We start from the raw sequence: 22,994 nt of genomic DNA, 5'->3' as shown, positions 1-22,994 counted from the left end.
GGGCGGCGCCGATCGCCGTTCCGATCGGTGCCGCCCCGAGCCCGTGCCCACGAGGGACCGTCTCAGCCGCGTCGGCCCCGGCCGCGGCCGCTGCGGCCCTGCTCCTCGTCGGGGTTGCCCCGGTTCTTCTCGTCGTACGAGCCCAGCAGCTCGTCCGCCAGCGACGGCAGATCGTCCAGCGGGGTCTCCTCGGCCCAGTCGGGCCGAGGCCGGCGGGCAGGGTTTCCGTCGGTGTCGATCCGGGGCATCTCGCGCGTACGGTCCTCGGAGCCGTCGGGGCCCGCGGCGGGCCGCTCGTCCCGGAAGAAGCCGGGCGGCACCCGGTCCGCCGGCGCGTCACCCCGTACCGGCGGCAGTACGGCCGTCTCATCCGCCGCACCCGAGACCGGCGGCAACACCGTCGTCTCGTCCGCCGGCCCCGGACCCACCGGAGGCAGCACCGTCGTCTCGTCCGCCGCGCCCGGAACCGACGGCGGCTGCGGCAGCTCGGCCGTCACCTCGGCGTCGGAGCCGGGCTCGGCCGGACCAGCGGCGTTCCGCTGCTCGCCCACCTCGCCCCGGCCGTTCCGTTCGTCACGCACAGGACGCAGCACCGTCGTCTCGTCCGTGCCCGTCCCGCGCGTGCCCGGCTCACCCGGTCCCGGAGAGACCGCGGGCGTCGGGAGCGTCTCCTCGGTGCCGCGCGGACCCGGTGACACCACGGGCGTGGGAACCGTCACCGCGTCCGAAGCCACGCCCGGCGCGGTCGGCAGGGGCATGCTGGACCTGCGGGCCGCCGTGTCGGCCGCCGCCGCTGCCTCGGCCGCCTGCCGCCGGGCCTCCTCGGCGCGCAGCAGCGCCTCCTCGGCCTTGCGCTGCTTCTCCAGGCGCTGCGCTTCCTCCTCGGCACGCAGCCGGGCCTGCCGGGCCTCTTCCTCGGCGCGCAGCCGGGCCTCCTCCTCGGCCTGCTTGCGGCGCCGCTCCTCCTCGGCCCTGCGGCGGGCCTCCTCCTCGGCACGGGCCTTCTCCTCGGCGAGGAGGCGCAGCCGCTCCTCCTCCGCGCGCCGGGCCGCTTCCGCCGCCCGCTGCCGGGCCTCCTCCGCCTGCCGTTCGGCCTCGCGGCGCTGCGCCTCCTCCAGCTCGCGGCGCTTGCGCTCCTCCTCCTCGGCGCGCAGCCGGGCCAGCTCCTCCTGGCGCTCACGCTCCAGGCGCTCCTCCTCGGCCCTGCGCGCGGCCTCTTCCTCGGCCTTGCGACGGGCCTCCTCCTCGGCCTTCTTCCGCGCCTCCTCCTGGGCCTTGATCTCGGCCTCGGACAGCGGCAGCACGGTGTCGAGCCGGTGCCGGACGACGGTGGTGACGGCCTCCGGCTCCTGACCGGCGTCCACCACCAGGTAGCGGCCGGGGTCGGAGGCGGCCAGGGTGAGGAAGCCGGACCTCACGCGCGCGTGGAACTCCGCCGGCTCGGACTCCAGGCGGTCCGGCGCCTCGGTGAACCGCTCGCGGGCGGTCTCCGGCGAGACGTCCAGCAGGACCGTCAGGTGCGGGACGAGCCCGTTGGTCGCCCAGCGGTTGATGCGGGCGATCTCGGTCGGGGACAGGTCTCGGCCGGCGCCCTGGTAGGCGACGGAGGAGTCGATGTAACGGTCGGAGATCACGACCGCACCGCGCTCCAGGGCGGGGCGTACGACCGTGTCGACGTGCTCGGCGCGGTCGGCGGCGTACAGCAGCGCCTCCGCGCGGTGGGACAGGCCCGCCGAGGACACGTCCAGCAGGATCGAGCGCAGCCGCTTGCCGACGGGCGTGGCGCCCGGCTCGCGGGTGAGCACGACCTCGTGGCCCTTGGCGCGGATCCACTCGGCGAGGGCCTCGGCCTGGGTGGACTTGCCGGCGCCGTCGCCGCCCTCCAGCACGATGAAGAAACCGTTCGCCGCCGGTGCCTCGACCGGGTCGTCGCCGCCGAGCAGCGCGTCCTTGAGGTCCTGGCGCAGCGGGATGCCGGAGCGGTCGTCGACCTTGGCGAGCACCAGCGCCGCCACTGGCAGCAGCAGGGCGCCGACCAGCATCAGCGTGAAGGAGGCGCCGCCGTGCGCGAAGACGAGCCTGCCGTTCTCCAGGCGGTGGCGGCCGATGAGCCCGGCGACCACGGGTGCGATCAGCGCGCCGAGCGCTATGAAGACCCGGACGACCGCATGCAGGTGCTCGGTGACACGCGCCCGGCGGTAGTCCTCGGTCTCCTGGTCGAGCAGGGCGTGCCCGGTGTTCGCGGCCACTCCCGCGGTGACACCGGCCAGCGTGACGATCAGCAGCACCGTGGTGACGTCGGGGACCAGCCCCGCGGCCAGCAGGGCGATACCGGTGAAGGCGATCGCGAGGGCGAGCAGCCGGCGGCGCGAGAGCGAGGGCAGCAGCGTGGGGGCCGTACGGATGCCGACGGCGACACCGCCGGTCAGGCCCAGCACCAGCAGGCCGTACAGCACCGGGCCGCCGCCCAGGTCGGTGGCGTGCAGCACGCACACCGACACGGCCGCCGCGATGGCTCCGGCGACCGCGGCGCAGGCCGGGACGAGCAGCGGGATCACGCCCGTACGGCCCTTGTCCACGCCGGTGCCGGTGCGCGGGCGGCGCAGGCCCTCCAGCGGGGACCGTGCGCGCGGGGTGCGTGTGTCGGGCAGCTCCAGGAAGGTCAGCACGGACAGGGAGGCGGCGAACAGGCCGGCCGCCACATACGCCCCGAGGGCCGCGTGGTGCTGGTCGAACCAGGCCACGCCGGTGCCCAGCAGGTTGTTGAACAGGCCGGCGACGACCAGCGCGGCGGCCGCCAGCGGGACGGCCAGGAAGCTGGTGCGCAGCGAGAGGCGGCGCAGGGCGTCCATGTGGTCCGGCAGCGGCCGTACGGTGGCGCCCTCCGGGGGCGGGCCGGGCAGCAGGGCCGGAGCCGCGCTCTCCCGGCACACCGTCCACAGGCGCTCGGCGACGCCGGTGACGAAGGCGGTGACCAGTACGACGGCCAGCGCGTTGTCCGGCGTCCAGTCGATCCACAGGGGGGCGACGATCAACAGGGCGGCGCGCACGCCGTCGGCGCCGACCATGGTCCAGCGGCGGTCGAGCGGACCCTCCTGGGCGGTGAGCGTGGTCAGCGGGCCGAGGAGGACCGCGCCGAACAGCAGCGCGGCGAGGACACGCGCCGCGAAGACCGTCGCCACTGCGAACGCCACGCCCCGGTATCCACCGCCGAACGCGCCCTGGGCGATCGCCGCCTGGAGGGTGAGGACGACCAGGACGAAGAGTGCCAGGCTGTCGCCGACACCGCTCACCAGCTGCGCGCTCCACAGGCGCCGCAGCTGCGGTCGGCGCAGCAGGGAACGGACGGCGCGCTCGCGGGAGTCCGCGACCAGGGCGTCGTCCGGGGCTGTGGTGGGGGCCGTTGGCTGCTCGGCTCGCGTCATGCGTTCAGCCTATCCGCAGCCACCGACACCACACCTCGCCTGTCCTGGCATGCGCACGTCCGACACCAAAGTGATGCAGGAGCGTTCGCTGCGTGAAGCCGGGACCCGCCGAACGGTCAGCCCGCCGCACCGCAGCACATCAACGCCCTTACGGAGACCATCCTCCGCAGCGGAAGCCCTCCCCGCACCGGACCCCGCCGACCCCAGACAGAAGCCGGCGCGGCGGTGTTCCGTGGTGGTGCTGTCACTCCTCCGTGCCGGAAGCCGTGGCCTTGGAAGCCGTCGCCTTCTTGGCGGTCGTCTTCTTCGCCGTGGTCTTCTTCGCGGCCGCGGCCGTCTTCTTCGCCGCCGTCTTCTTGGCGGCGGTCTTCTTCGCCGGGGCCGTCTTCTTGGCCGCGGCCTTCTTCGCGGTCTTCTTGGCGGGCCCCTTCGCACGCTTCTCGGCAAGCAGTTCGAAGCCGCGCTCCGGAGTGATCGTTTCGACGCTGTCACCCGAGCGAAGGGTCGCATTGGTCTCGCCGTCGGTGACGTACGGACCGAAGCGGCCGTCCTTGATCACGACGGGCTTGCCGGAGACCGGGTCCGCGCCCAGCTCCTTCAGCGGCGGCTTGGCGGCGGCACGGCCCCGCTGCTTGGGCTGGGCGTAGATCGCCAGCGCCTCTTCCAGCGTGATCGTGAAGAGCTGGTCCTCGGACTGCAGCGAGCGCGAGTCGGTGCCCTTCTTCAGATACGGCCCGTAGCGGCCGTTCTGCGCGGTGATCTCCTGGCCCTCGGCGTCCGTACCGACGACACGCGGCAGCGACATCAGCTTCAGCGCGTCCTCAAGCGTCACCGTGTCGAGCGACATCGACTTGAAGAGCGAGGCCGTACGCGGCTTGACCGCGTTCTTGCCGGTCTTCGGGGTGCCCTCGGGGAGGATCTCCGTGACGTACGGGCCGTAGCGGCCGGCCTTGGCGACGATCTGGTGGCCCGTCTGCGGGTCCGTACCCAGCTCGAAGTCGCCGCTCGGCTTCGCCAGCAGTTCCTCGGCCAGCTCGACGCTCAGCTCGTCCGGCGCCAGGTCGTCCGGGATGTCGGCGCGCTGATGCTGCTCGCTGTCCTTCTCGCCGCGCTCGATGTACGGGCCGTAGCGGCCGACGCGGAGCACGATGTCGTTGCCCACCGGGAACGACGACACCTCGCGCGCGTCGATCGCGCCCAGGTCGGTCACCAGCTCCTTGAGCCCGCCGAGGTGGTCCCCGTCGCCGTTGCCGGCCTCGGCCGCGCTGCCGACGCCGTTGTGTCCCTCACCGAAGTAGAAGCGCTTCAGCCACGGCACCGCCTGCGCCTCACCGGCCGCGATGCGGTCGAGGTCGTCCTCCATCTTCGCGGTGAAGTCGTAATCGACGAGCCGCCCGAAGTGCTTCTCCAGGAGGTTGACGACCGCGAAGGAGAGGAAGGACGGGACGAGGGCCGTGCCCTTCTTGAAGACGTACCCGCGGTCGAGGATCGTGCCGATGATCGACGCGTACGTCGACGGGCGGCCGATCTCGCGCTCTTCCAGCTCCTTGACCAGCGAGGCCTCGGTGTAGCGGGCCGGGGGCTTGGTGGCGTGCCCGTCGACCGTGATCTCCTCGGCGCTGAGGGCGTCGCCCTCGGCGACCTGCGGCAGCCGGCGCTCACGGTCGTCCAGCTCGGCGTTCGGGTCGTCGGCGCCCTCCACGTAGGCCTTCAGGAAGCCGTGGAAGGTGATCGTCTTGCCGGAGGCGCTGAACTCGACGTCCCGGCCGTCGGCCGCGGTGCCGCCGATCTTCACGGTGACGGAGTTACCCGTGGCGTCCTTCATCTGGGAGGCGACGGTCCGCTTCCAGATCAGCTCGTAGAGCTTGAACTGGTCACCGGTCAGACCGGTCTCCGCGGGAGTGCGGAAACGATCACCCGAGGGGCGGATCGCCTCGTGCGCCTCCTGCGCGTTCTTGACCTTGGCGGCGTACGTGCGCGGCTGCGGCGGCAGGTAGTCGGCGCCGTACAGCTGCGTGACCTGCGCGCGGGCCGCCGCGATCGCCGTGTCGCTCAGCGTCGTGGAGTCCGTACGCATGTACGTGATGTAGCCGTTCTCGTACAGCTTCTGGGCGATCTGCATGGTCGCCTTCGCGCCGAAGCCGAGCTTGCGGCTGGCCTCCTGCTGCAGCGTCGTCGTACGGAACGGGGCGTACGGCGAGCGGCGGTACGGCTTGGACTCGACGGAACGCACGGAGAAGCGCGTGCTCTCCAGGGCGGCGGCGAGGGCGCGGGCCGTCGCCTCGTCGAGGTGGAGGGTGTTCTCGCTCTTGAGCTGTCCCAGGGAGTCGAAGTCGCGGCCCTGCGCGACCCGCCTGCCGTCGACGGTCTGCAGGCGGGCGACCAGCGACGACGGGTCCGACGGATCCCCGGCGCGGCCGGTCGCGAAGGTGCCCGTCAGGTCCCAGTACTCAGCAGAACGAAAAGCGATGCGCTCGCGTTCCCGCTCGACGACGAGACGGGTCGCGACGGACTGGACGCGGCCGGCCGACAGCCGGGGCATGACCTTCTTCCACAGGACCGGCGAGACCTCGTAGCCGTAGAGGCGGTCGAGGATACGGCGGGTCTCCTGGGCGTCGACCAGCTTCTGGTTGAGCTGGCGCGGGTTGGCGACGGCCTCGCGGATCGCGTCCTTGGTGATCTCGTGGAAGACCATCCGCTTGACGGGGATCTTCGGCTTGAGGACCTCCTGGAGGTGCCAGGCGATCGCCTCGCCCTCCCGGTCCTCATCGGTGGCGAGGAAGAGCTCGTCGGAGTCCTTCAGCAGGTCCTTGAGCTTCTTGACCTGCGCCTTCTTGTCGGCATTGACCACATAGATCGGCTGGAAGTCATGGTCGACGTCCACACCGAGGCGGCGTACCTCGCCGGTGTACTTCTCGGGCACCTCGGCGGCGCCGTTCGGGAGGTCGCGGATGTGCCCGACGCTCGCTTCGACGACGTAGCCGGGGCCGAGGTAGCCCTTGATCGTCTTCGCCTTGGCAGGCGACTCGACGATGACGAGTCGGCGGCCGCCCTGTGCGGTCTCGCTGGTCGGGGACAACTTCGCTCTTCTCTCCGGTCGACGCTGGGGGTTCCCCGGGCCTTGGTCCCGGGGTCGCGGCGTGCTTCTGGCTCATGTGATGCTGCGGAGTGTGACGGTACATCCCGCCCCCGTGTCAAACGGGAAAAGCCCACAACGGCCACTCGAACGGTAACCCGACTACCGCCATTCCTGCCGCCCGGAGTACCGGGTACCCCGCTGAGGCATGTCCGGAGCGTGACAGTCCCCTTACTCCGGCAACACGGTCGCCGCCGCGTACCCGCCGACGTCAGAGGCGGGTCAGGCAGTACGCGCCGAGGGCCAGCGCGACCGTCCCGGCCACGCTCGCCAGGGCGGCCGATGCGATCTGGTTCACACCGTGGGCCACCGGCTCTCGGCGCCTGAGGCGGGTGCCGGTCCAGGCCAGTACAGCGCTCCCGAACAGGGCGAACACCACGCCCGTGAAGATCGCCGGCCCGCTTTCCATCCCCGCCCACCTCTTCCGTGCCGTCCGGCTCCGCCCAGCGCCGGAGACTGGCAGGCGCGGGAGAAGAACGGACGACACCGGGGTGAACGGAGGGTCAACGTGATGCCGAACACGCGATCGAACACCGGCATCTCGGGGCGCCTCTCCGTATTTTTCCGGCCGTTTTCCCGGCACGCCGCGCCCCGGCACCCGGCACCGGCTGGTTCCGGCCAGTGCCACGGGCATACGACGATGAGCCGGGCGCCGCCCCCAAGGCGTCCCGGGACACCTACGACCACGTGGGCACCGGCCCTGCCTCAGCCGCACCAGCCACCGTGCCTCCGCACACCGAGCCGGCCGCCCCGTCCCGGCCCGCCGCCCGTCGAACCGGCCGCCGCAGCTCGCCCGCACGGCTCGCCGACGCAGACCGGCACGACGCAGACCCGCACGACGCAGACCCGCACGACGCAGACCCGCACGGCGCGGCCCGGTTCGTTCAGCTCGCCGGCTCCAGGAAGCCCTGTTCCACCAGGAGCCGGATCTGCGCGGGCGTCCGGTCGCGGAGCACCACCGGATCCTCGCCCATGAGCTGGGCGATGGCGTCCAGGATGCGGCCCGCACTCAGTGTGCCGTCGCACACGCCCGCGAACCCCGCACCGACCGTGTCCACCTTGGTGGCCCGGCGCATGCCGCGGTGCTGGCGCAGCACCACATGCTCCGGGTCCTCGGCACCGGGCATCCCGACCTGCTCCTGGACCACTTCGACAGCGAGCTTGAAGTGGCTGTCGAGCAGCGCCGCGTCGTCGTGCCCCCGGAGGTAGTCGAGTCGCTCGAAGTGCGCCCGGATCGCGTCCCCGAGGGGCTGCTCGACCGGGTGCGGCCACTCCTCCACGGTGATCGAGGGCTCCGCCGCCCCCGTCCTGCGCAGGGTGATCCAGCCGAAGCCGACCGCCTTGACCTTGCGCGCCTCGAACTCGTCGAGCCAGGCGTCGTAGTGAGCCTGGTACGCCGCCGGCTCCCCGCGGTGGTCCCCGGCGTCCCTCAGCCACAGCTCGGCGTACTGCGTGACGTCCTGCACCTCGCGCTGCACGATCCAGGCATCGCACCCGCGCGGCACCCATGACCTGAGTCTGTCCTGCCAGTCCTCCCCCGCTACGTGCTGCCAGTTGGCGAGGAACTGCGCGAACCCGCCCTCGTTCAGCCGTTCCCCCGCCTGCTGAACGAGCGAGCGGCACAGATCGTCCCCGCCCATGCCGCCGTCCCGGTACGTGAGGCGAGCACCGGGCGAGATGACGAAGGGCGGGTTGGAGACGATCAGATCGAACCGCTCGTCGTCCCGGACCGGCTCGAAGAGCGAGCCCTGGCGCAGGTCGGCGGCGGGCGCGCCGGAAAGCGCGAGCGTGAGCGCGGTGATGTGCAGCGCACGCGGGTTGAGGTCGGTCGCCGTCACGCGCGTGGCGTGCTGGGCGGCGTGCAGCGCCTGGACACCGGAGCCGGTGCCGAGGTCCAGGGCGGAGGAGACCGGCGTGCGGACCGTGATGCCGGCGAGCGTCGTGGAGGCACCGCCGACGCCCAGCACGACACCTTCGTCCCGCTGCCCGATGCCGCCCGCTCCACCGACCGCACAGCCGAGGTCGGAGACGATGAACCAGTCCTCGCCACTGGGACCGCTGTAGGGCCGTACGTCCACGGTGGCGGCCACCTCGTCGCCGCCCACACGGGTGAGCCACCCGGCCTCCTGGGCCTCCTCGACCGGCAGAACGGCGGCCACGCGCGCGTGGGGCACCGGCTGCTGGAGCAGGAAGAGCCGTACGAGCGTCTCCAGCGGCGTGTCGCCACGGGTCGCCCTCAGGGCGGGCACGGTCTCGCTGCGCGCCAGCGCCGCGTACGCGGGAGCGCCGAGCAGGTCGAGCAGCCCGTCGGCGGTGAAGGAGGCGCCGAGCAGGGCGTCCCGCAGCCGGGCTGCGACATCGAGTCGGTCGGTGGAGGGCAGGGGTGAGGAGGTGGCGTTGGTCACGCCCCCATTGTGGCCCGTGGCGGGCGGCTCAGCCGTTCGCGGACGACGGCGCCGAGGAGGCCTTCGAGGCCTTCGTGCAGCCCGACTGCTTGGTCACCGCCTGGTTGACGTCGCCCTTCTCGAGGTTCTGCAGAGCGGTGATCGTGCCGTCGTACTGCGCCGCCACCGCCTTCATCCGCTCCGAGAGGTCACCCAGACCGGAGGCGAACTTCTTCTGGTCCTTGGTGTCGAGCCCGTCCACCCGCTTCTTCAGATCGGCATACGCCGCGGACAGGGCCGTGAGCTTCTTGACGGCGTCCTGCTGCTTCGCCGCGCCGCCGTCGACGCCGGGAGGCGCCCCCGCGTCGGAAAGGCTGCCCGCGCGCGCCTTGAAACCATCGGCCAGGTCCTGGAAGGCCTGGGAGTCGGTCTTCTGGATGTCCTTGGGCGGACCGTCCTTGACGACCTTCGCCAGCGCGTCGAAGGCACCGGAGATCTTCGCCTGCTGCGCCGGCAGCGGGTCGCACACCGTCTTGGCCCAGGCCACGAGCTTGGGGTCGGGCCCCTTGTCGCCGCCATCGCCGCCGCTGCTGCTGCATCCCGACAGCGCCACTACCAGTACCGAACCGCCGGACAGTGCGGCCGCGAGCTTCTTGTTCACCGGATTGGTCCCTTCCATGGCTCTCGGCCCACGGACCCTACACGGCGGACGCACACCCTCCGTACCCCGAACGCCCTCCGAGGCGCCCTTTGTGACTCTTTGCACCATGCGAGAGAAGGCTCACCACGTGGGCGAGCCCACAGCCGCCCACCGCCCGGACGCGGGCGCACCCATAAGAACGCCAACGGCGGGCGGCACGTCAGCACGCGCCGCCCGCCCGCCCGTTGAGCAGGGCTTCTCGAACAGAACCAGCAGTACGGCTACGAAACGACCGCCGTGTTCGGTGAGTTGGCGACCCGTTCCACGCCCTCCTCTTCACCGACGGCGATTCCGCGCCGCTTGGAGACGTACACGGCGACGACGATCACCAGGAGCGCGAGGATCGCGACCCCGATCCGTACGCCCAGGTTCTTGTCGTTGCCGTAGGAGAACTTGATCACCGCGGGCGCGATGAGCAGCGAGACCAGGTTCATGACCTTCAGCAGCGGGTTGATCGCCGGTCCTGCGGTGTCCTTGAAGGGGTCGCCGACCGTGTCGCCGATCACCGTGGCGGCGTGGGCCTCGCTGCCCTTGCCGCCGTGGTGGCCGTCCTCCACCAGCTTCTTGGCGTTGTCCCAGGCGCCACCGGAGTTGGCGAGGAACACCGCCATCAGCGTGCCCGCGCCGATCGCGCCGGCGAGGTAGGAACCCAGCGAGCCGACACCGAGCGTGAATCCGATGAAGATCGGCGCCATCACGGCGAGCAGACCGGGCGTGGCCAGCTCCCTGAGGGCGTCCTTGGTGCAGATGTCGACGACCTTGCCGTACTCGGGCTTCTCCGTGAAGTCCATGATCCCGGGCTTCTCACGGAACTGCCGTCGCACCTCGAACACGACCGAACCCGCCGACCGGGACACGGCGTTGATGGCCAGCCCGGAGAAGAGGAAGACGACCGCGGCGCCGGCGATGAGGCCGACGAGGTTGCTGGGCTGCGAGATGTCCAGCGACAGGCTCAGCGGCGAGCCCGGGCCGGTGAGTTTCACCCCGACGTCCTGCACATTGGTGGTGATCGCGTCGCGGTACGACCCGAACAGCGCCGACGCGGCGAGGACGGCGGTGGCGATGGCGATGCCTTTGGTGATCGCCTTGGTGGTGTTGCCGACCGCGTCCAGGTTGGTGAGCACCTGTGCGCCCGCGCCTTCCACGTCGCCGGACATCTCGGCGATGCCCTGGGCGTTGTCCGAGACCGGCCCGAAGGTGTCCATGGCGACGATCACGCCGACCGTGGTGAGCAGACCGGTGCCGGCCAGTGCGACCGCGAACAGCGCGAGCATGATCGACGTACCGCCGAGCAGGAACGCCCCGTACACGCCGAGCCCGATGAGCAGCGCGGTGTAGACGGCGGATTCCAGGCCGACCGAGATGCCGGACAGGACGACGGTGGCCGGGCCGGTGAGGGAGGTCTTGCCGATGTCCCGCACCGGGCGGCGGTTGGTCTCGGTGAAGTAGCCGGTCAGCTGCTGGATGACGGCGGCGAGCAGGATGCCGATCGCCACCGCGACCAGGGCGAGGATCCGCGGGTCGCCGTCCTTGCCCTTGATCGCCGCCTCCGTGACCCCGGCGAGGGCGGAGTACTTCGAGGGCAGGTAGACGAAGACCGCGACCGCGACCAGCGCGAGGGAGATCACCGCGGAGATGAAGAAGCCGCGGTTGATCGCGGTCATGCCGCTGCGGTCGGCCCGGCGGGGCGCGACCGCGAAGATGCCGATCATCGCCGTGATGACGCCGATGGCGGGAACGAGCAGCGGGAAGGCCAGCCCGGAGTCGCCGAAGGCGGCCTTGCCGAGGATCAGCGCGGCCACCAGGGTCACGGCGTACGACTCGAAGAGGTCGGCCGCCATGCCCGCGCAGTCGCCGACGTTGTCGCCCACGTTGTCGGCGATGGTCGCGGCATTGCGCGGGTCGTCCTCCGGAATGCCCTGCTCGACCTTGCCGACCAGGTCGGCGCCGACGTCGGCGGCCTTGGTGAAGATGCCGCCGCCCACTCGCATGAACATGGCGATCAGGGCGGCGCCGAGGCCGAAGCCCTCCAGCACCTTCGGCGCGTTGGCCGCGTACACCAGCACCACGCAGGAGGCGCCCAGCAGGCCGAGCCCCACCGTGAACATGCCGACGACGCCGCCCGTGCGAAATGCGATCTTCATCGCGGTGTGCGAGACGGTGGTGAGATCCTTTTCCGGTTCTCCGGGTGCCGGTGTGGCCTCCCTGGCCGCCGCGGCGACCCGCACATTGCTGCGCACGGCCAGCCACATGCCGATATAGCCGGTGGCCGCCGAGAACGCCGCACCGATCAGGAAGAACACCGATCGCCCGGCACGCTGATTCCAGTCGTCCGCGGGCAGCAGCATGAGCAGGAAGAAGACGACGACAGCGAATACGCCGAGCGTGCGCAGCTGCCGGGCGAGATACGCCTTGGCACCTTCCTGGACCGCCTCGGCGATCCGCTTCATGCTGTCGGTGCCCTCGCCCGCGGCCAGCACCTGGCGCACCAGGATCCCCGCGACCACCAGCGCGGCCAGGGCGACCGCCGCGATGACGGCCACGATGATCCGGTTGTCGTCGGTCAGAACCGCTGCTGCGAAAGATGTGGGGTGATCCGATTGAGGGATGGAAAGCCCCGCCATTCGTCCTCCTTGACGCTTGGGCTGAGCTCAAGATGTGGACGGATTCTAGGTACCCCGGAGTGATCTCAACAGAGCGCGGTAAGCGGAATTAGCCTCCACCGGCTCATTAGTAATGATCGCGATCCCGCCAGACCACCCGAATGGAGTAATGCCCTCAAGGCATGTGGAGTAACGCCCTCAAGGCATTGATGAATGATCGGGGGGAAGATCGGGAATGATCGTGAATTCCTTCACGCATTCGGAAGGCCACCTCATCGGGCCGGAAAACACCGAGGGCCCTGCTGAGCAGGGCCCTCGGGAAGTGGTACTGCGGCGCTCAGAGAAGCGCCGCTGCCGGCGGTGCGGTCGGCCAGGTCATGCGGATCAGGCCGCCGTCCTGTCCGGTGGTGACCTCCACGTCGTCGACGAGGCCGCTGATGACCGCGAGGCCCATCTCGTCCTCCTCGACCTCAGCCTCGGCGTCCTGTGCTGCACCGGGCGTGTCGCCCGGCGTGGCGTGCGGCGCCTCGTCGCCGACCTCGATGGAGAACTGTTTCTCCTCCTCGATCAGCGCCACCTTCACAGGCGCGCTGATGCCGCTGCTCTGGTGGAGTCCGACGGCACGGGAGCAGGCCTCGCCGACGGCGAGCCGGACCTCGTCGAGGACCGCCTCGTCCACTCCGGCCCTGCGTGCCACCGCGGCCGCCACCAACCGGGCGGTCCGGACGTGCTCGGGCAGCGCGCTGAAGCGGAGTTCGACGATGGCCATGCATCCCCCTCGCGACTACGGGCGTGCGGTCGGGGGCGGGGCCGCCGAGAGCCCGCACCCCCTGGTGTGCTTCTGTGCCCGGGCCGCTGCATCGGCCCGGACGGGACCGCCCGGCGTCCGGGCTCCATCGGGAGCCCGGCGCCGGTGACGGGCCCAGGGTCAGTCGGTGGCCGCCACCGCTTCATCGACCGAGGTGTGGATCGGGAACACCTTGGTGAGGCCGGTGATGCGGAAAATCTTCAGAATGCGCTCCTGGTTGCAGACCAGGCGCAGCGAGCCCTCGTGGGCACGCACTCGCTTCAAGCCGCCGACCAGCACGCCGAGCCCGGTGGAGTCGAGGAAGTCCACGCCCTCCATGTCGACGACGAGGTGGAAATTCCCGTCGTTCACCAGCTCGACCAGCTGCTCGCGCAGCTTGGGCGCGGTGTATACATCGATTTCGCCACCGACCTCGACGACCGTACGATCGCCGACGGTACGGGTCGACAGGGACAGGTCCACGGATCCTCCAGCACCTTGCTATCGAGCGGTCGCCCCTCGGGCACCTCGGCTTGCGGCCCCCGGGACGCATCGCCAGCCGCGATGGCATTCAATCACTTACCGGCAGGCGTGCACGACGCCTTGGCTCCATTGTCCGTCACGCCAGTGACACACTCGGTGCCGATGGCCAAGAATCACCGATCCGATCGATCCCCGGCGGACCCGGCGTCCCACCCGTCTCCGGGCATGGTCCTGGACCGGCTCGCCTCCGGGCCGAGCCGGGCTGCGCGCATCACTCATACGGAGCACTTGCCCCCGCGCGCGGGCCGCCATGCCGTCTGGCCTGACCGGATTCGCTCCGAGGTGATCGCGGCCGTCCAGGCGTGCGGCATCGAGCACCCGTGGGCGCACCAGGCGCTGGCCGCCGAGCACGCCCTGGACGGCGACTCGGTGGTGGTCGCCACCGGCACCGCCTCCGGCAAGTCCCTCGCGTATCTGGTGCCCGTCCTTTCCACCCTTGTGGACGGCTCCGAGGCGCCGAACGGCCGAGGCGCCACCGCCCTGTACCTCGCGCCCACCAAGGCGCTCGCGGCGGACCAGTGCCGGTCGGTGAAGGAACTTTCACAACCTCTGGGCACCGCCGTACGCCCGGCCGTGTACGACGGCGACACCCCGTTCGAGGAACGCGAGTGGATCCGGCAGTACGCCAACTACGTCCTCACCAACCCCGACATGCTGCACCGCGGGATACTCCCGTCCCACCCGCGCTGGTCCTCCTTCCTGAAATCGCTTCGGTACATCGTCATCGACGAGTGCCACACCTACCGGGGCGTCTTCGGCTCGCACGTGGCTCAGGTGCTGCGCCGGCTGCGCCGCCTGTGCGCCCGCTACGGCGCCTCACCCGTGTTCCTGCTGGCCTCGGCGACCGCCGCCGAGCCCGCCGTCGCCGCCCGCCGGCTGACCGGGCTGCCGGTGACCGAGGTCGCCGACGACGCCTCCCCGCGCGGCGAACTCGTCTTCGCCCTCTGGGAGCCCCCGCTCACCGAACTGCACGGCGAGAGGGGCGCACCCGTACGGCGTACCGCCACCGCCGAGACCGCCGACCTGCTGACCGACCTGACCGTGCAGGGCGTGCGCTCGGTCGCCTTCGTACGGTCCCGGCGCGGCGCCGAGCTGATCTCGGTGATCGCCCAGGAGAAACTCGCCGAGGTCGACCGCTCCCTGGTCCGGCGTGTCGCGGCCTACCGCGGCGGCTACCTCCCCGAGGAGCGCCGCGCCCTGGAACGCGCCCTGCACTCCGGCGAACTCCTCGGGCTGGCCGCCACGACGGCCCTGGAGCTGGGCGTGGACGTCTCCGGCCTGGACGCGGTGGTCATCGCCGGCTACCCGGGCACGCGCGCCTCCCTGTGGCAGCAGGCGGGCCGCGCGGGCCGCTCCGGACAGGGCGCACTCGCCGTGCTGGTGGCCCGCGACGACCCGCTGGACACCTTCCTGGTCCACCACCCCGAGGCCCTGTTCGACCGGCCGGTGGAATCCACCGTCCTCGACCCCGACAACCCCTACGTCCTCGCCCCGCACCTGTGCGCGGCCGCCGCGGAACTCCCGCTGACCGAGGAGGACCTGGACCTCTTCGGCCCCGCCTGCGCGGACGTACTGCCGCAGCTGGAGGCCGCGAAGCTGCTCCGCCGCAGGACGAAGGCCTGGCACTGGACGCGCCGGGAACGGGCCGCCGACCTGACCGACATCCGCGGCGCGGGCGGGCGCCCGGTGCAGGTCGTCGAGTCCGGCACGGGCCGGCTGCTCGGCACGGTCGACGCGGGCGCCGCGCACTCCACGGTCCACGAGGGCGCGGTCCACCTGCACCAGGGCCGCACCTACCTGGTGCGTCAGCTGGACCTGGAGGACTCGGTGGCCCTGGTCGAACAGGCGGACCCGCCGTACTCCACGGTCGCCCGGGACACCACGTCGATCTCCATCCTGGAGACGGACACCGAGATCCCGTGGGGCGCCGGCCGCCTCTGCTACGGCTCGGTCGAGGTCACCAACCAGGTGGTCTCCTACCTCCGCCGGCGCCTCATCACCGGTGAAGTGCTGGGCGAGACGAAACTCGACCTCCCTCCTCGTACGCTGCGCACCCGCGCGGTGTGGTGGACGGTCACCGAGGACCAGCTGGACGAGGCCCGGATCATCCCGGAGATCCTCGGCGGCTCCCTGCACGCCGCCGAGCACGCCTCGATCGGCATGCTGCCCCTGTTCGCGACCTGCGACCGCTGGGACATCGGCGGCGTGTCCGTGCCCCTGCACCCCGACACGCTCCTGCCCACGGTCTTCGTGTACGACGGCCATCCTGGCGGTGCGGGCTTCGCCGAGCGCGCCTTCCACACCGCCCGCGCCTGGCTCACCGCCACCCGGGAGGCGATCGCCTCCTGCGAGTGCGAGGCCGGCTGCCCCTCCTGCATCCAGTCCCCCAAGTGCGGCAACGGCAACGACCCGTTGCACAAGAGGGGGGCGGTACGGCTTCTCACGGTGCTGCTGCGGGGCGCGCCGGAGGAGAAGCCGGACGGGGAGAGCCGGGTGCCTCCAGCTGACCCCGAGGGCCTGGAGAACCTGGACGGGACGGCTCCGGGCCGGACGCCTCGCGGTTGAGGGCGTCCGGTGCCGGTCCCGCAGGCCCGGCTCTGGCCCTGACCTCGGCCGCGAACGGTCCTCTTCCCGCGGCCGCTGTCACGTCCGAGGTCTCGCCGACGATCGCGCACCGGACCAGCCGCACCCCCTCGGCCGCCGCCAGCTTCTCCGCCCGCGCGCAGGCCGCCGCACCGCCCTCCGTCCAGTGGGCCGCCGCCGCGAGGGCCGCCAGATCAGCGCCGCCGGCCGCCCGGTGCCGGACCACGACGGCCTGTCCGAGCGCGAGTACGGCGCCGAACACCGCGCACAGCACGGCAACCGCCCCCAGACTCCACACGGTGGCGGAACCACGGTCGGAGTTCTGCCGGTCGGAGTTGTGCCCGTCGGAGTCCTGCCCGTCGGAGTCCTGCCAGCCGGAATCCTGCCAGCCGGATTTCTTCCGGTCCCGCGCCGCGCTTCTCGCCGCGCCCTTCCTCGCCGCACCTCCCCTCGCCGCGCCCCTGCTCGCCGCACCTCCCCCGACCGCACCCAGCCTCATGGCCCCGCCTCCCCGGCCCCCGCGGTGTCCTCGGCCGGCGCGACGGCCTCCTCGCGCACCTCGAACGGCAGGCCGCTCAGCACCGGCGGTCTGGCCACCACCGTCACCCGGACCTGGTCGCCCTCGCGCCCGACCCACACCCGCGCCCCGCGGGGCGCGGCCTGCCGGGTCACCGTCTCCACCGCGTCCGCCGGATCCTGCCGGGCGGCGGCCCTGGCGCCCACGCGGGCGGCGTCCACGCACTGGATCTGTGCGGCCACCACGAGCAGCCCCCAGACCAGCGCCATGGTGAACGCCACCAGTACGCAGAGCACCACGGCCGCCTCCGCGGTCACGAACCCCCGGTCCGCGCCCCGCTCACATCCGCGCACTGAGGGCCTTCTTCACGATGTCCTGCAGCTCCGTGCGGACCTGGCCGCTGGTGACGGCCTCGTAGAGCAGCAACGCGAACCCGACGGCCGCGATGATCCCCATCGCGTACTCGGACGTCACCATTCCGGCGTCCGCGCGGCACTTCCCCCGCAGCCGTACCGCCGCTGCCCTGATCTTCTTGTTCATTCCAACCCCCATGAGGTTCAGGTCTGTTGCTTCTGTGCTTCTGTGCTTGTGTGCGTCTGCTCGGGCTCGTTCGTCCTCGTGCGCCTCACCTGCCTCCCGTCACCCCGCCCGCCAGGCCGATCACGACGGGCAGCACACCGACCGCGATGAAGGCGGGGAGGAAGCACAGGCCCACCGGCGCGGAGATCAGTACGGCCGCGCGCCGGGCACGGGCCGTCACGGTGCGGGCCCACTGCGCGCGTGCGTCGGAGGCGAGGCGGGCGGCCGGGCCGGCCGCCGGAAGCCCGGACTCGTCGGCCCGCTGCAGCAACCGGGCCAGGGCCGCGGCGCCGGGCAGCTGGGCCAACCGGCGCCAGGCGTCGGCGGGTTCACCGCCGAGCCGTACCTCCGCCGCGCCCCGCGCCAGCGCCTCCCCGACAGGCCCGCCGAGCGCCTCCCCCACCGCCTGGGCGGCCACCACCGGCCCGGCACCGGCCGCAATGCAGGCGGCCAGCAGGTCGGCGGTGAGGGGGAGTTGGCGCGTGGCTGCGGCGGTGTCGACCGGCGCCGCCCGGTCGGCCGCCAACTGGCGGCCACGCCATCGCCACAGCACGACACCGGCCCCCAGGCCCAGCGCGGCCCCGGTCACACCGCCGACCAGAACCCACGCCCCGCATGCCGCTGCGGCCGGCGGCAGCCACCGCCGTACCGCGTCCGCCGATGCGAACCGCCGTCCGGTGACCGGGACTTCCCGGCCCAGCAGCTCCGCCACCCGACGCCGCGCCCGACGCCGCCGCCGGACCAGATCCAACCGCCGAACCGTCCAGCCAAGGACCAGCGCCGCGACCCCGACCGTCCCCAGCCTGTGGACAACTTCCCCGCTCATGCCGCCCGCTCTCCCCCCGCCTGCCGGACCGCGCGCGCCACCGCACACCGCGCTGCCCACACCGCTCCCCCGCTCATCGCCGGCCACTTCCGGCAAGCCGCGCTGCACGTCGTGTCCGCATGCCGCTCTCCCCCTGCACGTCGCGTCCGCCTCCCGCCCTGCCCCGCTCGTCTCGGGTCACTGCCCGCACGCCCTCACCCGCGCGCCCGCTCACGCCGCCTCCGCTCCCCGCACGATCCGCACGGCCCACCACAGCCCGGCTGCCTCGAACGCCGATCCGGTCGCCAGGCAGCCGAGGCCGGCTCCGGTGTGCAGGAGCACGCGGAGCGGGTCCGCGCCCATGGCCGTGCCGAGGAGCAGGCCGAGGGCGGGCAGTACGGCGAGCAGCACGGCGGTCGCCCGAGCGCCCGCCAACTGTGCTCGGAGATCGGCGTTTTGGTCCCGCTCCGCCCGCAGGGCCGCGTCCAGCCGGTCCAGGCCCTGCGCGAGTCCTGCGCCCTGGTCCACGGCCACCCGCCAGCACGCGGCCAGCCCGAGCAGGCCCTCCGCGCCCGGCTGCCGGGCCGCCGCGGCGAGCGCGCCGGGCACGTCCCCGCCGAACCGCGCCGCCGCGACCACGGCCGCCTGCGCCTCGTCGAGCCCGCCGGAGTCCCGCGCGGCCCGCAGCAGCGCGTCGCCCGGCTGCCGTCCGGCACGCACTTCACCGGCGAGGGCGCCGCACAGGGCGATCACCGTGTCCGCCCGCCGCTCCCGGACGCGCCGGGCCTGGCGGGCCAGCCGTACCCGGCGCAGCACCGGGACTCCGGCCGCCCCCGCGACCACCGGAATCGGCGAGGCCCCCAGCAGCCCGAGCAGCAGGCCGGCCGCGAGCGCCCACCACTCGGCGCCCAACCGGCCGCGCAGCCGCCGCAGTTCCGCGAGGGTCTGGTCCCAGGCGGGCGGACCGGTCGCCACCACTCCCCCGCCGGCGAGCAGCAGCCGCGCCCGCCGCATCCCGTGGTGCCGTCCGCCCAGCAGCCAGGCCAGCGCGCCGAGACAGATCAGCGCGGCCCCCATCGACGTGCCACCGATCACTTCCGCCACCTCTCTCCGTCGTCCCCGCACTCCCCGGCCGCGCCCAGGAGGTGCCGCAGCCGCTCCCAGCCCCGCTCCCGCTGGAAGGCCCGCTCGCCCCAACGCAGCGCCGGCACCGTGTGGACCAGCCCGGTGGCGTCCCGCTCCAGCACGTGCACCTCGGCGATCCGGCGCCGCCCGGACCGGTCCCGCACCAGGTGCAGGACCACGGAGAGCGCGGCCGCCAGCTGGCTGTGCAGCGCGGCCCGGTCCAGCCCCGCGGCCGTGGCCAGTGCCTCCATGCGGGCCGGCACATCCGCGGCGGCGTTGGCGTGGATCGTGCAACAGCCGCCCTCGTGGCCCGTGTTGAGAGCCGCGAGCAGATGCACGACCTCCGGACCGCGGACCTCGCCGACGACGAGCCGGTCGGGCCGCATCCGCAGCGCCTGCCGGACGAGGTCCTCCAGGGTGACCAGGCCGGCACCCTCCTGGTTGGCGGGCCGGGTCTCCAGCCGGACGACGTGCGGATGGTCTGGTCGCAGCTCGGCCGAGTCCTCGGCGAGCACGATCCGCTCGCCCGCGCCGACCAGGCCCAGCAGGGCGCTGAGCAGGGTCGTCTTACCGCTTCCGGTGCCGCCGCTGACCAGAAAGGACAGCCGGGCCGCCAGCAGGGCCCGCAGGACCCGGTCGCCGCCGGGCGGTACGGTGCCGGCCTCGACCAGTTCCTCCAGCGTGAAGGCCCGGGGCCGTACGACCCTGAGGGCGAGGCAGGTGCAGCCGACGGCGACCGGGGGCAGCACCGCGTGCAGCCGGGTCCCGTCGGGCAGCCGGGCGTCCGCCCACGGCCGGGCGTCGTCCAGCCGGCGTCCGGCCACGGCGGCCAGCCGCTGTGCGAGGCGCCGTACGGCCGCCGCGTCGGGGAAGGTCACCGAGGTCAGCTCCAGTCCGCCGCCGCGGTCGACCCACACCCGGTCCGGGGCGGACACGAGGACGTCGGTGACGTCCGGGTCGGCGAGCAACGGCTCCAGGGGGCCGCTGCCGACGAGTTCGGACCTCAGTTGCCGGGCCGCGCCGAGGACCTCGGCGTCGCCGAGCACCCGGCCCTGTTCGCGCAGGGCCTGTGCCACGCGCGCGGGGGTGGGTTCGGCGCCGCTTTCGGCCAGTCGGCGCCGTACGCCGTCAAGCAGGGCGGCGCCGTCCGCGCGGTCGAGTGCTGGGTGGGTCATCGCGGTCCCCCCGCCTCGACCAGCGTCCGCTCCCAGAAGTTCACGCAGAAGCGGGCGAGCGGGCCGCGTGCGGCCGCGCCCGGCGGTTTCGCGCCGCCCCGTGGATGCAGCAACGGCGGTTCGACCGGGACCTCGCCGGCCAGCGGCAGGCCGAGCAGGCGGGCCACCTCCTGGTCGTCCAGGCCCGGTGCGTACGGCCCGCGCACCGCCACGCGCAGGTCGCGCACGACCATGCCGACAGCGGAGGCGACCCGCCCGGCGGCCGCGACCGCGCGCAGTTCGGCGGGGACGACGAGCAGTGCCATGTCGAGCTGGGCGAGGACTTCGGCGACCCCGTCGTCGAGGCGGCGGGGCAGGTCCACCACGACCGTGCCGCCGCGCCGCCGGGCGGCGGCGAGCACCGCGCGCACCGCCTGCGGCGGAATGGCGACGCAGTCGCCGCGGTCCCAGCTCAGCACCCGCAGGGAGTGCAGTTCGGGCAGCGACTCCTCCAGGGCGCCGCCGCCGACCCGGCCGCGGGAGGCGGCGAAGGCGGGCCAGCGCAGTCCGTCGGTGCTCTCGCCGCCGAGGAGTACGTCGAGTCCACCGCCGAGCGGATCGGCGTCCACAAGGAGGGTGCGCAGGCCCTCACGCGCGGAGGTGACGGCGAGCGCGCACGCGAGGGTGGAGGCGCCGGCCCCGCCGCGGCCGCCGATCACCCCGACGGTGAGGGCCGGGCGGCCGACTCCCTCGGCGACGTCGGCGATCCGGTCGACCAGCCACTGCTCGCCGTCGGGCAGCATCAGGACGTGATCGGCGCCGATCTCGACGGCGCGTTTCCACACCCCGGGGTCGTCCTGGTCACGGCCGACCAGCACGACTCCGCGCCGGCGTGTGGCGCTGCCCAGCCGGCGTGCGGCGTCGTCGCCGACGAGCACCAGCGGGGCCGTTTCCCAGCCACCGCCGTGTTCGGGCACGCCGTGGTGGACCTCGGGTGTGGCGCCGGCGGCCGCGCACAGGCGCAGCAGGTCGTCCAGGATTGCGGCGTCCTCGGTGACGATGAGCGGCCGGCCCGGCCGGTCTCCGGCGCCGGGCGGCGGGTCGTGGGTGACGGCAGCGGTCACGTGCGTTCCCCCTTCGCTGCATGGGCCGCGCAGCCCCTGCGGCCACGCGATTCCCAAAGGTGTGAAGAACCGGAAAGCGGTCCCCCATATGAGCGGCCGGCGGTAACCGGCCATACACGCTCCGGCAATCGGAACCGGCCACCAACTCGCCATGGCCCGAGCGCGTGGGAATCACGGTGCAGCGATCCGCGAAATAAAGTGGATCTTGTTGGAAAACTGTGGACAACTCGCAGGCTGTGAATATCGCCATCACCCATACCGGTGACGTCCGTACTGTTGCCCGTGCGCCTTCCGCAGCGCAGCGCGACGATTACAACGGGTGACGGATCACGGGCGCGCTGAAGCGGCCGCCACGGTGGCATGGCGCCTGGGCCGCGGTCGCGCGGAAAGCAGGGGAGGAGGGGGGAAACCCGTCCGGACATGCGACGACCCCCGCCGGGGGGGAGAGCGGGGGTCGTCTCCACGGCCGACTCGGGGGGGGAGGAGCCGGACCGGGTTAGCACGGTCGCGAACGATCCGTGACTTCCATGGTGTACCCGAGAGCCCTCTCAGGCAAACCCACACGCCCACCTTACGCCGAATGGGCTGCGCCTATGCTCAGGGTCGTGGAAAACCACTCCTTGCCCCGCGCAGCGGCCTTCTTTGACCTGGACAAGACGGTCATTGCGAAGTCGAGCACGCTCACCTTCAGCAAGTCCTTCTACCAAGGCGGGCTGATCAACCGCAGGGCCGCGCTGCGCACCGCATATGCCCAGTTCGTCTTCCTGGTCGGCGGCCTGGACCACGACCAGATGGAGCGCATGCGCGAGTATCTGTCCGCCATGTGCCGCGGCTGGAACGTGCAGCAGGTCCGGGAGATCGTCGCCGAGACCCTGCACGACCTCATCGACCCGATCATCTACGACGAGGCCGCCTCCCTCATCGAGGAGCACCACGCGGCGGGGCGGGACGTGGTGATCGTGTCGACCTCGGGCGCCGAGGTGGTGGAGCCCGTCGGCGAGCTGCTCGGTGCCGACCGGGTGGTGGCGACGCGCATGGTCGTCGGCGAGGACGGCTGCTTCACCGGGGAGGTGGAGTACTACGCCTACGGCCCGACCAAGGCCGAGGCGATCCGGGAACTGGCCGCGTCCGAGGGCTACGACCTCGACCGCTGCTACGCCTACAGCGATTCAGCGACCGATCTGCCCATGCTCCAGGAGGTCGGGCATCCGCACGCGGTGAACCCGGACCGCGCGCTGCGCCGCGAGGCACTCGCACGGGGGTGGCCGGTCCTGGAGTTCCGCCGGCCGGTTCCGCTCAAGAAGAGGCTGCCCACGTTCTCCGTACCGCCCCGCCCCGCGCTGGTCGCGGCGGCGGCCGTAGGAGCGGCGGCCGCGACCGCGGGCCTCGTCTGGTACGCCAGCCGACGCCGGAGCACCGTCTGAGCCGGCCCAGCGCCTCAGCGGAAGCGGCGCCTCAGCCGGAGCGGCGCCTCAGCCGGACCAGCACCGGAGCAGCGCCCGTTTCGCCCTTGTTCGAGCCTGAAAGTA

Annotated in this window: 16 protein-coding genes and 1 pseudogene; 2 read left to right on the top strand and 15 right to left on the bottom strand. The window is 72.6% G+C overall.

What is annotated here, in order from left to right; genetic code table 11:
* Positions 1-62: 62 nt before the first annotated feature.
* The 8 genes from tmk to bldG all read right to left on the bottom strand — a co-directional run bounded on the left by tmk (position 63) and on the right by bldG (position 13,518).
* Positions 63-3,425 carry a dTMP kinase gene (gene tmk, locus ACZ41I_RS38465; protein ID WP_468516335.1) on the bottom strand — a complete coding sequence of 1,121 codons (3,363 nt, stop codon included), beginning with the start codon at positions 3,423-3,425 and terminating at the stop codon, positions 63-65.
* A 244-nt stretch (positions 3,426-3,669) separates the two neighbouring features.
* Positions 3,670-6,504: a type I DNA topoisomerase gene (topA, locus tag ACZ41I_RS38460; RefSeq protein WP_468516334.1), complete on the bottom strand. Its 2,835-nt coding sequence runs from the start codon at positions 6,502-6,504 to the stop codon at positions 3,670-3,672.
* Positions 6,505-6,772: 268 nt separating this feature from the next.
* Positions 6,773-6,970 (bottom strand): hypothetical protein, encoded by a 198-nt coding sequence (locus ACZ41I_RS38455; RefSeq protein WP_363217562.1) that lies wholly within the window; start codon positions 6,968-6,970, stop codon positions 6,773-6,775.
* Between the two features lie 475 nt (positions 6,971-7,445).
* A complete protein-coding gene (locus ACZ41I_RS38450) occupies positions 7,446-8,966 on the bottom strand; it encodes a DUF7059 domain-containing protein (protein WP_468516333.1) in 1,521 nt (506 codons plus the stop codon).
* Between the two features lie 28 nt (positions 8,967-8,994).
* Positions 8,995-9,624, bottom strand: coding sequence for a small secreted protein (locus ACZ41I_RS38445; RefSeq protein ID WP_399773266.1), 630 nt, complete (start codon positions 9,622-9,624; stop codon positions 8,995-8,997).
* Positions 9,625-9,866: 242 nt separating this feature from the next.
* Positions 9,867-12,269 carry a sodium-translocating pyrophosphatase gene (locus ACZ41I_RS38440; RefSeq protein WP_468516332.1) on the bottom strand — a complete coding sequence of 801 codons (2,403 nt, stop codon included), beginning with the start codon at positions 12,267-12,269 and terminating at the stop codon, positions 9,867-9,869.
* Between the two features lie 316 nt (positions 12,270-12,585).
* Positions 12,586-13,017: an ATP-binding protein gene (locus ACZ41I_RS38435; protein WP_363217558.1), complete on the bottom strand. Its 432-nt coding sequence runs from the start codon at positions 13,015-13,017 to the stop codon at positions 12,586-12,588.
* 159 nt (positions 13,018-13,176) lie between these two features.
* Positions 13,177-13,518 (bottom strand): anti-sigma factor antagonist BldG, encoded by a 342-nt coding sequence (gene bldG, locus ACZ41I_RS38430; RefSeq protein WP_009189842.1) that lies wholly within the window; start codon positions 13,516-13,518, stop codon positions 13,177-13,179.
* A gap of 81 nt (positions 13,519-13,599) precedes the next feature.
* Here bldG and ACZ41I_RS38425 point away from each other — a divergent pair, with 81 nt between their 5' ends.
* Positions 13,600-16,143 carry a DEAD/DEAH box helicase gene (locus ACZ41I_RS38425; RefSeq protein ID WP_399773270.1) on the top strand — a complete coding sequence of 848 codons (2,544 nt, stop codon included), beginning with the start codon at positions 13,600-13,602 and terminating at the stop codon, positions 16,141-16,143.
* Positions 16,144-16,177: 34 nt separating this feature from the next.
* On the opposite strand, the pseudogene ACZ41I_RS38420 reads toward ACZ41I_RS38425, so the two are convergent.
* From ACZ41I_RS38420 to ssd, 7 genes and pseudogenes are all read right to left on the bottom strand, one after another.
* Positions 16,178-16,660: pseudogene (locus ACZ41I_RS38420) on the bottom strand (Rv3654c family TadE-like protein); the annotation flags it as partial.
* Entirely contained in the window at positions 16,657-17,031 is a 375-nt protein-coding gene (locus ACZ41I_RS38415; RefSeq protein WP_468516331.1) for a TadE family type IV pilus minor pilin, read from the bottom strand. The gene ACZ41I_RS38415 and the pseudogene ACZ41I_RS38420, both read right to left, overlap by 4 nt.
* A complete protein-coding gene (locus ACZ41I_RS38410) occupies positions 17,018-17,218 on the bottom strand; it encodes a DUF4244 domain-containing protein (RefSeq protein ID WP_468516330.1) in 201 nt (66 codons plus the stop codon). The genes ACZ41I_RS38415 and ACZ41I_RS38410 overlap by 14 nt, the downstream gene beginning before the upstream one ends.
* 85 nt (positions 17,219-17,303) lie before the next feature.
* Entirely contained in the window at positions 17,304-18,083 is a 780-nt protein-coding gene (locus ACZ41I_RS38405) for a type II secretion system F family protein (protein ID WP_468516329.1), read from the bottom strand.
* Between the two features lie 210 nt (positions 18,084-18,293).
* The gene (locus ACZ41I_RS38400) at positions 18,294-19,139 is read right to left on the bottom strand and encodes a type II secretion system F family protein (RefSeq protein WP_468516370.1); all 846 of its coding nucleotides are present in this window, start codon (positions 19,137-19,139) and stop codon (positions 18,294-18,296) included.
* Between the two features lie 14 nt (positions 19,140-19,153).
* The gene (locus tag ACZ41I_RS38395; protein ID WP_468516328.1) at positions 19,154-20,362 is read right to left on the bottom strand and encodes a TadA family conjugal transfer-associated ATPase; all 1,209 of its coding nucleotides are present in this window, start codon (positions 20,360-20,362) and stop codon (positions 19,154-19,156) included.
* Positions 20,359-21,465, bottom strand: a complete 1,107-nt coding sequence (gene ssd, locus ACZ41I_RS38390; protein ID WP_468516327.1) for a septum site-determining protein Ssd — start codon at positions 21,463-21,465, stop codon at positions 20,359-20,361. The genes ACZ41I_RS38395 and ssd overlap by 4 nt, the downstream gene beginning before the upstream one ends.
* Positions 21,466-22,058: 593 nt before the next feature.
* Here ssd and ACZ41I_RS38385 point away from each other — a divergent pair.
* Positions 22,059-22,889, top strand: coding sequence for an HAD family hydrolase (locus ACZ41I_RS38385; RefSeq protein WP_363215577.1), 831 nt, complete (start codon positions 22,059-22,061; stop codon positions 22,887-22,889).
* The last annotated feature ends 105 nt before the right edge of the window (positions 22,890-22,994 follow it).

It is taken from the genome of Streptomyces sp. NPDC030799 (assembly GCF_055572255.1).
The sequence above is the reverse complement of the archived record's forward strand: the minus strand, read 5'-3'. Positions and strand labels throughout refer to the sequence as shown.

Excerpts from the sequence above, each read along its gene's own strand:
- tmk (WP_468516335.1), bottom strand. The coding sequence starts at position 3,425 with ATGACGCGAGCCGAGCAGCCAACGGCCCCCACCACAGCCCCGGACGAC.
- ACZ41I_RS38455 (WP_363217562.1), bottom strand. The coding sequence starts at position 6,970 with ATGGAAAGCGGGCCGGCGATCTTCACGGGCGTGGTGTTCGCCCTGTTC.
- ACZ41I_RS38445 (WP_399773266.1), bottom strand. The coding sequence starts at position 9,624 with ATGGAAGGGACCAATCCGGTGAACAAGAAGCTCGCGGCCGCACTGTCC.
- ACZ41I_RS38440 (WP_468516332.1), bottom strand. The coding sequence starts at position 12,269 with ATGGCGGGGCTTTCCATCCCTCAATCGGATCACCCCACATCTTTCGCA.
- ACZ41I_RS38435 (WP_363217558.1), bottom strand. The coding sequence starts at position 13,017 with ATGGCCATCGTCGAACTCCGCTTCAGCGCGCTGCCCGAGCACGTCCGG.
- ACZ41I_RS38425 (WP_399773270.1), top strand. The coding sequence starts at position 13,600 with ATGGCATTCAATCACTTACCGGCAGGCGTGCACGACGCCTTGGCTCCA.
- ACZ41I_RS38410 (WP_468516330.1), bottom strand. The coding sequence starts at position 17,218 with ATGAACAAGAAGATCAGGGCAGCGGCGGTACGGCTGCGGGGGAAGTGC.
- ACZ41I_RS38405 (WP_468516329.1), bottom strand. The coding sequence starts at position 18,083 with ATGAGCGGGGAAGTTGTCCACAGGCTGGGGACGGTCGGGGTCGCGGCG.
- ACZ41I_RS38400 (WP_468516370.1), bottom strand. The coding sequence starts at position 19,139 with ATGGGGGCCGCGCTGATCTGTCTCGGCGCGCTGGCCTGGCTGCTGGGC.
- ACZ41I_RS38395 (WP_468516328.1), bottom strand. The coding sequence starts at position 20,362 with ATGACCCACCCAGCACTCGACCGCGCGGACGGCGCCGCCCTGCTTGAC.
- ACZ41I_RS38385 (WP_363215577.1), top strand. The coding sequence starts at position 22,059 with ATGCTCAGGGTCGTGGAAAACCACTCCTTGCCCCGCGCAGCGGCCTTC.